Source organism: Halomonas sp., from assembly GCF_052095695.1.
Lineage (GTDB): Bacteria > Pseudomonadota > Gammaproteobacteria > Pseudomonadales > Halomonadaceae > Vreelandella.
Window position 1 is genome coordinate 45793 of sequence record NZ_JBQDLQ010000013.1, and the last position, 12976, is coordinate 58768.

The 12976-nt window shown below is 54.7% G+C and carries 11 protein-coding genes; 3 read left to right on the forward strand and 8 right to left on the reverse strand.

The annotated features are described in order from the left end of the window. The first annotated feature begins 31 nt into the window (after window positions 1–31). On the forward strand, window positions 32–880 hold the full coding sequence (locus ACTH5D_RS04385; RefSeq protein ID WP_441668712.1) for an alpha/beta hydrolase: 849 nt from the start codon (window positions 32–34) through the stop codon (window positions 878–880). Here ACTH5D_RS04385 and ACTH5D_RS04390 read toward each other — a convergent pair. From ACTH5D_RS04390 to ACTH5D_RS04410, 5 genes are all read right to left on the reverse strand, one after another. Then, window positions 877–1557, reverse strand: coding sequence for an ABC transporter ATP-binding protein (locus ACTH5D_RS04390; protein ID WP_441668714.1), 681 nt, complete (start codon window positions 1555–1557; stop codon window positions 877–879). The two genes, ACTH5D_RS04385 and ACTH5D_RS04390, sit on opposite strands and share 4 nt — an antisense overlap. Beyond that, complete coding sequence (locus ACTH5D_RS04395; RefSeq protein WP_441668716.1) at window positions 1550–2302, reverse strand: ABC transporter ATP-binding protein; 753 nt, start codon at window positions 2300–2302, stop codon at window positions 1550–1552. The genes ACTH5D_RS04390 and ACTH5D_RS04395 overlap by 8 nt, the downstream gene beginning before the upstream one ends. After that, on the reverse strand, window positions 2295–3353 hold the full coding sequence (locus ACTH5D_RS04400) for a branched-chain amino acid ABC transporter permease (protein WP_441668718.1): 1059 nt from the start codon (window positions 3351–3353) through the stop codon (window positions 2295–2297). The genes ACTH5D_RS04395 and ACTH5D_RS04400 overlap by 8 nt, the downstream gene beginning before the upstream one ends. A gap of 28 nt (window positions 3354–3381) precedes the next feature. Beyond that, a complete protein-coding gene (locus ACTH5D_RS04405) occupies window positions 3382–4302 on the reverse strand; it encodes a branched-chain amino acid ABC transporter permease (protein WP_441668720.1) in 921 nt (306 codons plus the stop codon). Window positions 4303–4365: 63 nt separating this feature from the next. After that, a complete protein-coding gene (locus ACTH5D_RS04410) occupies window positions 4366–5508 on the reverse strand; it encodes an ABC transporter substrate-binding protein (protein ID WP_441668722.1) in 1143 nt (380 codons plus the stop codon). Window positions 5509–5932: 424 nt separating this feature from the next. Here ACTH5D_RS04410 and rsd point away from each other — a divergent pair, with 424 nt between their 5' ends. Continuing rightward, window positions 5933–6421: a sigma D regulator gene (gene rsd / locus ACTH5D_RS04415; RefSeq protein WP_441668724.1), complete on the forward strand. Its 489-nt coding sequence runs from the start codon at window positions 5933–5935 to the stop codon at window positions 6419–6421. A 137-nt stretch (window positions 6422–6558) separates the two neighbouring features. Here rsd and ACTH5D_RS04420 read toward each other — a convergent pair whose 3' ends face one another. Both ACTH5D_RS04420 and ACTH5D_RS04425 read right to left on the reverse strand, forming a co-directional pair. After that, on the reverse strand, window positions 6559–9642 hold the full coding sequence (locus tag ACTH5D_RS04420; protein WP_441668726.1) for an efflux RND transporter permease subunit: 3084 nt from the start codon (window positions 9640–9642) through the stop codon (window positions 6559–6561). Continuing rightward, the gene (locus tag ACTH5D_RS04425) at window positions 9626–10780 is read right to left on the reverse strand and encodes an efflux RND transporter periplasmic adaptor subunit (RefSeq protein WP_441668728.1); all 1155 of its coding nucleotides are present in this window, start codon (window positions 10778–10780) and stop codon (window positions 9626–9628) included. Before ACTH5D_RS04425 ends, ACTH5D_RS04420 begins: the two co-directional genes overlap by 17 nt. Before the next feature lie 225 nt (window positions 10781–11005). Here ACTH5D_RS04425 and ACTH5D_RS04430 point away from each other — a divergent pair, with 225 nt between their 5' ends. Continuing rightward, on the forward strand, window positions 11006–11980 hold the full coding sequence (locus ACTH5D_RS04430) for a malate dehydrogenase (protein WP_441668730.1): 975 nt from the start codon (window positions 11006–11008) through the stop codon (window positions 11978–11980). Between the two features lie 139 nt (window positions 11981–12119). Here the strand turns inward: ACTH5D_RS04430 and ACTH5D_RS04435 are convergent, their stop codons facing one another. Next, the gene (locus ACTH5D_RS04435; RefSeq protein ID WP_441668732.1) at window positions 12120–12776 is read right to left on the reverse strand and encodes an HAD family hydrolase; all 657 of its coding nucleotides are present in this window, start codon (window positions 12774–12776) and stop codon (window positions 12120–12122) included. Window positions 12777–12976 lie beyond the last annotated feature (200 nt).

Here is a 12976-nt window from a genome sequence, read left to right on the forward strand (position 1 = left end):
TGTGACAAGGTTGTGTGACAAGGAATGCGGCGTGCTTTATAAACACTTTGCCAGCCAAGAAGAGATTGATCGTGCCTATGACCCGATGCTGGGTCGTGACCCGATGATGTTGGTAAATGATTGGCGCAAGCGTAGCGAGGCGTCGCGGGAAAACCATCGCGTCACCTTGGATCTTGCTTATGGCCCTTCGCTTGCTGAACGTATGGATATCTTCCATGCCGATAGCCCTAAAGCGCCCGTACATGTGTTTTTCCACGGCGGTTACTGGCGCTCACTCAGTCATCGAGAATTTAGCTTTATTGTCGATGATCTTGTTAAATTCGGGATCACGGTGGCGGTGGTCAACTATGCGCTGTGCCCTCAGGTGCGCTTTAGCGAGTTGGTGCGGCAGAGTCAGGCCGCGGTGGCCTACGTTGCTCGTCAGGCCAACGAGCTGGACGTTGACCCAGATCAGCTAAGTATTTCTGGGCACTCAGCGGGCGGTCACCTGTGCGCCATGCTGATGTCGACCGACTGGCAGGGCACCTTTGGCTTGCCGAACGAGCTGATTCGTGGCGCGCTTTGTGTCAGCGGTTTATACGACCTGCGGCCGTTTCCGTGGTCGTGGCTGCAGCCTAAGCTTCAACTGACGGGTCGTGATGTGCATGAATTCAGCCCTTTAGGGCTAGCGTGTCGGGTGCCTGCGCCTATGCAACTCGTGGCAGGTGAGCTGGAGTTGGATGGATTTCAAGACCAAATGAGCGACTATAGCGAGCATTTGAGCCAGCAAGGTCAGCACGTTACCCAGCAGCTAGTTCCCAATGTGGATCACTTCACGATTCTTGAGCACTATCTTAACGATGGTTGTTTCGTTGAGTGGATTAAAGGGTTTCACACCTAGACACCCAGGTAACGGTCACGAATGGTGCTGTCCAGCATGGCGGGTTTGCCGTCCCACACCGTGCAGCCTTTCTCTAGGATGGTGCATCGATCAGCAATAGGTAGAAGTTCACTCAACGACTTATCCACCAGCAGCGTGGATTGGCCCTGTTCCTTAAACAGCCGAATGGCCCGCCAAATCTCCTGGCGAATGACCGGTGCTAAACCTTCAGTAGCCTCATCAAGTACCAGTAGGCGCGGGTTAGTCATCAGCGCTCGGCCAATCGCCAGCATTTGCTGTTCACCGCCAGAAAGGGTTTTGGCCATTTGTGCCCGGCGCTCTTTCAAGCGCGGAAATAGCGTTTCTACTTTCTGCAGTGTCCACTCGCCCGGGCGAGCCGTGACCAGTAGGTTTTCGCGTACCGATAGGTTGGGGAAGCAGCGGCGTCCTTCCGGTACCAAACCCAGTCCTGCTTTGGCGATTCGGTAAGCGGGCAGGCGGCGCAGGTTTTGGGATTCAAACTCAATGGTGCCGTTGCGGGCTGGGGTAAGGCCAAATATCGAGCGAATGGTCGTGGTTTTACCCATGCCGTTGCGGCCCATCAACGCCACCATTTCACCGGTGTTAACGTTAAGATTCACACCAAAAAGTGCCTGGGAGGGGCCATAAAAGGTTTCAATATCGGCAATTTTAAGCATCTGCATCTCCCAGGTACGCTTCACGAACGCGCGGGTCTCGCTTGATCGTCTGGCTGTCGCCATGGGCGATAACACTGCCAGAGACCAGCACCGAAATACGGTCAGCCAAACGAAATACCGCTTCCATATCGTGTTCGATCAGCAGAATGGGTACTTCCAGCTTCAGCGCCTCAAGCAGCTCGGTCAGCTTTGCCGAGCCTTCCGGCCCAAGGCCCGCCATGGGTTCATCCAGCAGCAGAGCGCGGGGCTTGAGCGCCAGAGCGCAGGCCACCTCAACCTGACGGCGTTCACCATGGGAAAGCTCAAATACCGGGGTCCAGGCGCGGTGGCTAAGCTGCATGCGCTCTAGCGCCGCATAAGCCGGTTCAAGCAGGTGCCGGTCCCGAGCGACGGGTTTCCAGAAACGAAAGCTATGACTCTGCAACGCTTGAACGCCCATCATCACATTGCGCATCACCGAGAGCGGCTCTGCCAATGAGGAAACCTGAAAGCTGCGTCCCAGCCCCTGCCGGGCGCGATGGGCAATGCTCATGCCGGTGATTTCGATGTCTGCTAGAAAAACACGGCCCTCATCCGGGCGAATATTGCCAGCGATTTGGCCGATCAAGGTCGACTTGCCTGCACCGTTGGGGCCTATCAGGGCGTGGATTTCGCCTTGTTGAAGATCCAGCGAGACATCGTTAGTCGCCTGCAACGCGCCAAAGCGTTTATGCAGGTGCTGTAGTGAAAGAACGGTTTCACTCATTGCATTCCCTCCCGGCTAGCCAACCCATCACACCATGCTTGGCAAATAGCACTACCCCCAGCAGTACTAACCCAAGGAAAAGCTGCCAATACTGGGTGACGCCTCCCAGGAAGGTCTCCATCATTACGAACAGCACTGCACCGGCCAGCGGGCCGTAAAGACGGCCCACACCGCCCAAAATGACAATTACCATCAGCTCGCCGGAGAAGTGCCAACTGAGCATTGTCGGGCTAACAAAGCCATTCAGATCCGCATACAGCGCGCCAGCAAGCCCGGTGATGGCGGCAGAAATCACAAACGCCACCAAGCGAATGGGGTAGGGGCTGATGCCCGCTGTAGCAAGGCGCACATCATTAAGCCGCGCCATGGTCAAGGCAGCGCCAAAGCGGGATTTCATTAACCGAGAGGTAATCGCCATCGCCAGCACAAGCCCGGTGAAGCAGATCAAAAAATAGGTTAATGCGTTGCCGCTATCAACGACGGGAAGTGTATTGCGTATATAAATCGGCAGGCCATCTTCGCCGCCATAAGTCGGCCAGGAGTTAGCAAAGTAGTAAATCATCTGCGCAAAGGCGAGGGTGATCATAATGAAGTACACCCCGGTCGTACGCAGCGATATAGCGCCGATCACCAGTGCCAGCAGCGCGCATAGCAGGGCAGCGGCTAGCCACACCACTAATAAGCTATCGCTGCCCGGAATGCTCATAGGCCAAGTCATAAACGGCGTGAAATCAAAGGCGTGATAAGCGCTGATGCCGGCCACATACCCCCCCAGGCCGAAATACGCCGCATGGCCAAAGCTGACCATACCGCCATAGCCAATCGCCAGATTAAGACCGACCGCCGCCATGGCAATAATGGTGATGCGCGAAGCTAAATTAACGTAATAAAGGTGGCCAAAAAAATACGCCGTCACGGGCAGTAACAGCAGCAGCCCAAGCAGCGCAATTTGCACCAGCCCTTTACGGCCAAAGTGGCTGTCTGCCTGATTAGCTGGCGCAGCGCCTGAGGAGGAGTGCTTGGGCATAGCAGCACGAGCGCTGTTAGCCATAGACAATCCGTCAGACGTAGGAATGTTATTAGTCATGGGCGGCAAACAGCCCTTTTGGCTTGAAGGCGAGTATCACGGCCATCAGGATATAGATCAGCATTGCCGCTAGCGCCGCGCCAACCCCGCTGGCCTCAGAAGGTGGCATGAACGCGCGGAAGAAAATCGGTAAATAGACGCGCCCTAATGTATCGACAAGCCCGACTAACAGCGCACCGAGTAGCGCGCCTTTTATCGAGCCGATACCACCTATCACGATGACCACAAAGGCCAGAATAAGCACCGGCTCACCCATGCCCACTTGTACCGACTGCAGCGCGCCCACCAGGGCGCCGGCTAACCCCGCTAGCGCGGCGCCTAAGGCAAACACGACGGTATACAGCTTGGAAATATTCACGCCGAGTGCCCCAATCATTTCGCGGTCGCTTTCACCGGCTCGAATGCGCATGCCCAAGCGTGTTTTAGAGATCAGAAAGTAAAGCGCGATTGAAATAACAATGCCGACGCCAATCAGCATTAGCCGATAAAGCGGGTAGCGGGTGTCGCCCGGCAGGGTGATAAAGCCGGTTAGCCAGGAAGGCGGGCTTAGCCGCATGGGCGACGAGCCGAAAATCCAGCGTGTCCCTTCCGAAAAAATCAAAATGAGCGCAAACGTTGCCAATACTTGGTCGAGGTGAGAGCGATGATAAAGCCTGCGTATGACCAGCAGTTCAACCAGCGCTCCGACCAAGGCCGCAGCCGTCATGCCCGCTGCCAGCCCCATCAGAAAAGAGCCCGTTGACGCCGTCACCGCCGCAGTGGCGTAGGCGCCCACCATGTAAAAGGAACCGTGGGCGAGATTGATCAGCCCCATCACCCCGAATACCAGCGTCAGGCCGCTGGCCATCAGAAACAGCATCGTGCCAAGCTGTACGCCGTTGAGTATTTGCTCGATTAGCAGTGTCATGGACACGTTAGTTAACCTTTGCGAAGGAAGAGAGTAAAGGCTGGGCGATAGCACCCAGCCGCGGCGATATTACATCTGGCACTCTTCAAAATAGACGTCTTGAATATCTTCAATGGCGATACCCAGCAAGCGATTGGTGGGCTGACCATCGCCACCTTCTACGACTTCGCGAACGTAAATGTCTTGGATCGGATGTTGGTTAGGGCCAAAGCGGAAATCTCCGCGCACGCTGTCAAAGTCTGCTGCGCGCAGCGCTTCGCGGAAGGCGTCTTTATCATCAGGATGAGCGATCTCAAGCGCGCTAAGGATTAGATTAGCCGTGTCATACCCTTGGGCTGCGTAGAGCGTCGGCGTGCGGTCATAGGCTTCTCGGAAGCCTTCAACAAAGCGCTCATTGGCGTCATTCTCTAAATCGTAAGCCCACAGTGACGTATTGCGTGCACCAATCGCCGCACTGCCTACCGCTTTGATTAGGATTTCATCAAACGAGAACGCCGCGCCAAAGATCGGCATGTCGACGCCAGAGCCTTCCCATTGCTTCATAAACGAAATGCCCATTCCGCCGGGTAAGAAGAAGAAAAGGCTGTCGGCATCGCTGGCACGAATTTGGGCAATTTCAGCGGCGTAGTCGGTTTGGCCCATCTGGGTGTAAAGCTCGTCGACAACCTCACCTTCATAAAGATGCTTAAAGCCTGCTAACGCATCGGTGCCTGCCGGGTAGTTAGGCGCCATGACGATTGGCCGCTCGTAGCCTTGTTCGCGCATGTAAGCGCCCATCGCACCGTGCAAATTGTCGTTCTGATAGGCCACGTTGAAGTAGTTCTCGTGGCACATGCGCCCCGCTAAATCGGAAGGGCCGGCGTTGGGGGAAAGATAGAAGGTGCCCTGGCGCACGACGGCGGGAACCACGGCCATTGCCAAATTAGACCAGATAATACCGGTCAGAATGTCGACTTCATCACGCTGCATAAACTCATTGGCTAAGCTGCGCGCGAGATCCGGGCGATTAGCGTCGTCTTGAATTAAGACCTCAACATCGTCACGGCCCGACTGTTCAAGCGCCAGCATAAAGCCATCGCGAACATCTACACCTAAGTGCGAGCCGCCCCCTGAAAGAGTGGTGATCATGCCAATTTTGACGTCATCAGCGTGCGCTGTCGCCAAGCTTGAAGAGAGCATCAAACCGAGGCCGAAGCGAGTTATCTGTTTCATAGTAAATTCCTTGTTTTAATTAACCCTTGCCGTATTTTTTAACGAACATCATCCTGCTGAAAACTATCGTTTAGAACAATAAAAGCTGCGTCTATATTGGGTGCTGCTTGATTAGAGCAGGCCATGTTATAGCCTATCGAGAGAGCGGTGTCGTTATCTGCTCGGCATACTTTGTATACCGCTTTGCTCGCAATGCTGGCGCTAAAGTGAGAGCATAATTTTAGGCAAGGTCAAGCCATGACGAATAGCATGAGAACACTAGTTACTGGTCATAGAAGAAAGGGTTATTATGAATAAACCTTTTGTACCAAGGAAACCCCTACCGCTGGGATTGACAGAGGTAGGTGGAGGCGCGACTCTAAGCCTATTCGTTATTTAGACTGGCTAATGGTAGTTAGATCGGTGAGTTTAAGGAGAAAGCTCCATGCTCGAAGATTGCAAAAATGCCCTGGAGCGCTGGGGGGGCGTGCACGCCTTGATCGACCGCTGGCTAGATCAGCGTCGCCAGCTGTTAATAAGCTTCATTGAGCTAAAAGAGGCGTGTGATGCTGAGCTAGAAGCGGTGAGCAAAGCGCCTATCGATACCTTCAGTGAGCAGTTGATGGATTACATCAGCGCCGGTCATTTTGAAATTTACCCTCAGCTTTCGGAAGAGGCGCAAGCCTTTGGCGATGAGGCTGCGCTAGTTATCGCGGCTAAATTATTAGAGCGCTTAGAGATGTCGACCGAAATGGTGTTGGAGTTTGATGCTGACTTTGGCTCTACGCTCAGCTGCGAGCAAAATATTGCCCGTTTGCCGGCCTGGATTGACCGTTTGGCCCGAGGCCTGACGGAGCGCTTCGCGCTCGAAGACCAGCTGATTGCGCGCCTGCATGCCGCTAACAGCCCGCAAAATACCCAGGCGCCCGCTTAATACCCGCATCTAACTATAGGCGCCGCCACGCGGCGCTTTTGCCCCTTGATGATGGCTCCCACCCCCGGCACCGCTTCGCACTGCTCCCGCGGGTGCGCACGAACTCCAAAATCGACTCATCACTCACCACTCACCACTCATCGATTCCGCCTCAACTTACCCCCAATCACCAGCATACAAGGTGTGAGCAGCAGGGTAAGCGCGGTACCGAAGGTGAGGCCGCCTGCAATGGCACTCGACATCTGCGTCCACCATTGGGCTGAAGGCGCATTAAAGCCTAGCGCGGGGGTAAACAGGTCAACATTGATTCCCAGTACCATCGGCATTAGCCCGAGTACCGTGGTGATGGCCGTTAACAATACTGGCCGTAAACGCAAACAACCTGCCTCCAGTGCGGCCTCCCCAGGTGATAGCCCAGCCCGGCGAAGCTCGTTATACGTATCGATCAAAATGATATTGTTATTGACGACAATACCCGCCAAGGCAATCACCCCCATGCCCACCATCACAATGCCGAAGGCTTGACCGGTAATCAGCAACCCCATAAGCACGCCTGCGGTGGAAAATACAATCGCCGACAGCACCAAGCCTGCTTGATAAAAGCTATTGAACTGGGTCACCAGAATCAGCGCCATCAAGCCGATCGCAATCAAAAACGCGCTGACCAAGAATTGCATTGATTCCTGCTGGTCTTCCTGTTCGCCAGCTACATTAATCATTAAGCCATCAGGTAACCGGTCGGCACTGGCCTCGAGTAGGGCGCGCAAGCGCTCATCAGCAAGATAGCCGGGACTCAGGTCGGCCTGAACGGTAATTGCCCGGCGGCCATCAATACGGCTAAGAGTGCCCACTTTGGGGGCTGGAGTCAGCGTTACAAAGTGTGAAATAGGCACCTGGCCGCGCTGAGTATTGATGGTCAACCGTTCTAACTGATCAAGCGACCGCCAGTGTTGCGGCAACCGCACACGGATATCCACTTCATCGCTTACTTCAGGGGGGCGGTAGCTGGCGACCTGAAGGCCGGTGGTCAGCAGCTGTACCGCACTACCAATTGTCGTAATATCGGTTCCCATACGTGCGGCGGCTTCACGGTCGACATTAATCTGCCACTCCACCCCCGGCAGGCTGCGGTCATCTTGAATATCGACAAAACCGCCCAGCTCACGCATTAACTGGTGCAGTTGGTTAATCCCAGCATCCGCCACGGCTGGGTCAGTCGCACTGATTTCAAACACAATCGGTTTGCCGCCGCCAGGGCCCATTTCCTGCTCCTGAAATTCCAGCGTGATACCGGGAATGTCATGGGCGCGCTCAGCCATATCGGCCAAAATAGCGCGGGAAGGGCGGCGCTCATGCCAATCGACAAACTGAAACTGCAGCATGCCGATAACATCATTGCCCATTTGCTCATTGGGCACTGCAAAGGAGCGGGCATATAGCGCTCTCACTTCACTCATGCCAGATAGTTTCGCTTCCACGCGCTGTACGATGGCATCGGTTTCCACCGCGGAGAAATCGCCTCGGGCTCGCACCAGCACTTGAGCGCTGTCAGGCTCAACGTTGGGGAAAAAATCAACGCCGTGGTTGAAACGCGCATAGCCGGTATACAGCAGCAGCATCAACAGCACAGCGACCAGTACCGTCCAGCCAGGATGCTTGAGCAGTCGGGCTAGCAAGTGGCGATAGCCGCGACCGAGTGACGTCGCGGCCACTTCATGTTTAGCGTCCAGGTCAGTATCGTCTGCAGCCACTTCGTTATGTGTCACCAAACGCCCCAAGGTGGGCAAAAACACCAGCGCCATAGCAAGCGACGCCAGCAGGCATAAAATCACCGTGGCGGGCAGGTACTTCATAAACTGACCTACCACGCCGGGCCAGAAAAGCAGCGGTATAAATACCGCGAGGGTGGTAGCGGTCGAGGCAATCACTGGCCAGCTCATCCGAGAAGCAGCGTTGAGCCATGCATCGTGGGGCGTTTGACCCTCCCGTAAATAGCGGTCGGCAAGTTCGCTGACCACAATTGCGCCGTCGACCAACATACCCGCCACCAAAATCAGCGCAAAAAGCACCACAATATTGAGCGTAAAACCAAACGCCCACACCAGGAGAATACCGGTTAAGAAAGCGCCCGGAATGGTTAGGCCTACCAGTAATGCCATGCGCCAGCCCATCACCGCGACGATCACAATCAGCACCAGAACAACGGCGGTCAACACGTTGTTTAAAAGCTCGGAGAGCATATTTTCGACCGTCGTCGACTCATCCAAAATGGTCGTAAAGCGCAGCTGGCCGGGAAGCAAGTCATCTGCTTGCGCTAAACGCTCACGCACCGCGCCAATGGTGGCGATAATATTTGCCCCGGCGCGCTTGGAAATTTCCAGCACCACCGCTGGCTGGTCATCGATCCGGGCAAAGCCTTCCGGTTCTTTATAGGTAGGGTTAATCCACGCCACATCACCAAAGGTGGCCACTTGATCGCCCTCGACCTTGACGGGCATGCTCATGACATCTTCAAGGGACTCAATAATGCCGGGGACTTTCAACGCCAGGCGGCCTGCACCAGTATCCAAACTGCCGGCGGCCACCAAACGATTATTGCGCGATACCTGATTAAACAACGCGTCAAAATCGACGCCGTAGCTCTCCAGTACCAGTGGGTCTACCACGATTTCCAGCATGTCTTCGCGGTCACCGGCGATCTCAACTTCCAGCACATCGGCGATGCCTTCGATCTCTTCCTGCAGGCGCCGGGCAATGGTAACCCGCTCGCGGGTATCCAACTGCCCTGAAAGCCCGATGGTTAACACCGGAAACTCGGAAACATTGACCTCGAAAACACGTGGCTCATCGGCCTCAGAAGGCAGTTCGCTGCGCGCAATATCCACCCGGTCACGCACATCAGTTAGCGCCTTGTCTGGATTAAACCCAGCATCAAATTCAAGGATAATCGAGCCATGACCCTCGTTGGATTTAGCCGTGAATTTGCGTAACCCCTCGATCCCTCGAAGCTCCTGCTCCATAGGACGAATCAGCAGACGTTCGCCATCCTCTGGGCTTACGCCCTCCAACGAAAGCGAGACATAAATCATCGGTATCGTAACGTCGGGATTGGCTTCTTTTGGAATCATTTGCCAGGCAGTGATACCCGCTAGCAGCAAACCTACCAACAGCAGCAATGTTGTACGAGTGTGGGCTAATGCCGCACTAATCAGCTGATGCATTAACGCTATCCTGTGCGGGCTGGCCTGAAGAGCGTTCTAACGAGTGCTGTAAGGATGGTGACGAAGCAGTCATCTCATCAGCGGTGACGGGGACGACCGTTTGACCAATATCTACCATGCCAGCACCTAAGGTAATCAACCGCAGTGGATCAGGCAGGCCAGTGACGTAAGCACGCTGAATATCCGCGCTGATTATCTCAACGGTTGTCTGATGCACCTGATCGTTGTCATCCAGATGTTTAACCGCCAGCTGTCCCTCGCTATTCAAGCTAAGCAGCGCAGGTGAAAGAGTATGAACTTGGCGAGGTGGCAGGGTAATCGTTAGCTCCGCACTACCACCCGCTAGGCGCTTACCGGCGGGGTTATCCAACGTGGCTTCAATATAAAAGCTGCGTGTGGCTTCCTCGGCGCGGTGGCTAATGAAGGTCAATTCTCCCTCTAGATGATCGCCGTTGAGCAGCCGGGCGGTGACCGGCATGCCCATGGATAAATCTCCCACTTGTTGTTGCGAAACCCAGGCAACACCCTTTAAACGGCGGTCGTCGACCAGTTGAGCCCACTCCTCACCGGGCTGCAGCAAATCGCCTAGCTCAACCTGGATGCGGTTGAGCACGCCATCAAATGGCGCGGTGGGGCGGCTATCATCCGATTGCTTCTGCAACTGAGCCACCGAGGCTGCGCTTGCGCTCATGGCGCTTTGCAACCGCAGAAGCTCTGGCTGTGAAATAAGCTGTCGCTCACGTAAGCTGCGTGCGCCGGCATACTCCGCTTGGGCGACGGCCAACTCATCACGCGCCTGCTGAAGTCGCTCGGGCAGGGCGTCGTTATCCAGCACTAACAGCGTATCGCCAGCCTCAACGCGGCTGCCTTGGGTAACCGGTTTTTCCATGACAAAGCCCGCCACATTCGCACGCAAGGTGGTTTCACGTTCGGCGCTCAGCTGGCCTTGAATGATTTGCTGAGGAATGAACGGCGTGCTCTGCTGCACGACAATTTCAACCCGAGAGTCCACATCACTGCGAGGAGCCGCATCTGGAGGTGTGATTTGAAAACCTTGGAAATTACCAAAAGCGAGCCATATCACCAGCGCCAACACCAGCAGGCTAGCCAAAGCATAAGAGAAAGGAATTCTTCGCATGGGGCGTCCATGTCCTTAGCAATACAAAAAAGGGGGCGTAAAGCCGGAGACACCATAGCGCAACTAGACCTTTTCAGCGAGTAGCAAGCGGGTGCGAAGCTGACGACTAGTCTCATGTCTGATTGAGTTTTTGCCCGGCTGGGCATACCATCTTGGCGTCTTGAGTTCTGTTGAACCACTCCTCAGGCGAGAACCATCCCTAGGCGAACCAATCAAGGAGCAATGATGAAAGATCCAGTACGTATTGCGATTACCGGCGGTGCCGGCCAGATCAGCTACTCTCTTATTTTCCGCATCGCCGCTGGCGACATGCTGGGGCCGGATCAGCCTGTCATTCTCCAGCTTCTGGAAATTCCTCAGGCAATGGACGCTCTAAACGGTGTGGTCATGGAGGTTAACGACTGTGCCTTCCCGCTGGTGAAAGACATCGTTGCGACCGATGACCCGAACGTCGCGTTTAAAGACGCCGATTTCTCTCTGCTGGTTGGCGCACGTCCGCGTGGCCCAGGCATGGAGCGTAAAGACCTGCTGGAAGCCAACGCAGCGATCTTCTCTGTCCAGGGTAAAGCCCTGAACGACCACGCTAGCCGTGACGTTAAAGTGCTGGTGGTGGGTAACCCCGCCAACACTAACGCGCTGATTGCTTCTTGCAACGCGCCGGATCTCAATGCCGGTCAGTTCACCGCGATGACGCGTTTGGATCACAACCGCGCTCTGACCCAGCTGGCACAGAAAACCGGCAAGCACGTGACAGATGTTGAAAACATGATCATCTGGGGCAACCACAGTGCCACCCAATACCCTGACATTGCCCAGTGCAAGGTTGATGGTAAAGCGGCATCTGATTTGGTTGAGCGTGACTGGTACGAAAACGACTTTATCCCCACCGTGCAACAGCGCGGCGCGGCGATCATCAAAGCACGTGGCGCCTCTTCTGCCGCCTCTGCCGCTTCTTCAGCCATCGACCATATGCATGACTGGGCGCTGGGCTCTAAAGGTATCGTCAGCATGGCGATTCCTTCTGACGGCAGCTACGGCATCGAGGAAGGTATCATCTACTCCTACCCCGTGCGCTGCCAGGGTGGTAAGTATGAAATCGTTCAAGGCTTTGAGCTGGACGCATTCAGTCAAGAGAAGATGAAAGCGAGCGAGAAAGAACTGCGCGAAGAGCGTGCAGCGGTTGAGCACCTGCTCGGCTAGACCCGTTAACTGCCGCTTATATATAAGCGCAAGTTACGTGAACCCCGTAAGCCATGCTTGTGGGGTTTTTTTATTAGTATTTACTGCTGAGCCAACGCTTGGCTGGCTAATGACTCCTCGTCATTACCGGCTGCTGATATTAATCCCGCAAACTCATAATTCGCCATTGGCGTTCTTCTGCCACTTGGCGCAGGGTGTCGTCGGGGTCTACCGCGACAGGGTGGTCGACTTTTTCCAGTAACGGCAGGTCATTGTGTGAATCACTGTAAAACCAAGCGCCGTCCATCGAAAGATCCTGCTGTTCAAGCCACTGATTTAAGCGAGTCACCTTGCCTTCACGAAAGCTGGGAATGCCGGAAACGCGCCCGGTGTAGCGGCCCTCTTTTACTTCAGGGTTCACGGCGATCAAGTTATCCACACCCAGGCGCTCGGCGATTGGCGCAGTAATAAAGCGGTTGGTAGCGGTAATGATCAACAGTGTATCGCCTTGGGTGCGGTGGCGCGCCAGCAGCTCCTCTGCTTTGGGTAAAATATGTGGCTCAATTTTGCTCACCATAAACTGCTGATGCCAAGCAGCCAGTTGTTCGGGCAAATTGTCGGCCAGCGGTTTAAGTGCCACTTCTAAAAAGGCCGCCATATCCAGCTTGCCCGCATTGTAGTCGGCCATAAAACGTTCATTGGCTTCGCGATAAGCAATGGGGTCAACGGCGCCTTGTTCGAGTAAAAACTCACCCCACGCATGATCGCTGTCGGTGGATAGCAGCGTATTATCCAAATCGAAAATGGCCAGACTCACGATGCTCACCCTTTTTAATCAGTGGTTATAAGTGCTTGGTATTGGTCTACAAAGGGGCGAATTATCGCAGAGTCGCCTAGGCTTTCCCACCCGCGCAGCATAAGCATTCACCGCATGGCGTTATAATGTATTGATACGCTTGTCACCCTTGTGGAAAAATGGGGGTAACTGAAAATTTATAAGGTGATGTCCGTGATCGA

Bases quoted from the DNA above. Each gene is read 5' to 3' on its own strand.
- ACTH5D_RS04425 (WP_441668728.1), bottom strand. From the start codon at position 10,780: ATGCGAAGAATTCCTTTCTCTTATGCTTTGGCTAGCCTGCTGGTGTTG.
- ACTH5D_RS04400 (WP_441668718.1), bottom strand. From the start codon at position 3,353: ATGGCTAACAGCGCTCGTGCTGCTATGCCCAAGCACTCCTCCTCAGGC.
- ACTH5D_RS04430 (WP_441668730.1), top strand. From the start codon at position 11,006: ATGAAAGATCCAGTACGTATTGCGATTACCGGCGGTGCCGGCCAGATC.
- ACTH5D_RS04395 (WP_441668716.1), bottom strand. From the start codon at position 2,302: ATGAGTGAAACCGTTCTTTCACTACAGCACCTGCATAAACGCTTTGGC.
- ACTH5D_RS04410 (WP_441668722.1), bottom strand. From the start codon at position 5,508: ATGAAACAGATAACTCGCTTCGGCCTCGGTTTGATGCTCTCTTCAAGC.
- ACTH5D_RS04390 (WP_441668714.1), bottom strand. From the start codon at position 1,557: ATGCTTAAAATTGCCGATATTGAAACCTTTTATGGCCCCTCCCAGGCA.
- ACTH5D_RS04420 (WP_441668726.1), bottom strand. From the start codon at position 9,642: ATGCATCAGCTGATTAGTGCGGCATTAGCCCACACTCGTACAACATTG.
- rsd (WP_441668724.1), top strand. From the start codon at position 5,933: ATGCTCGAAGATTGCAAAAATGCCCTGGAGCGCTGGGGGGGCGTGCAC.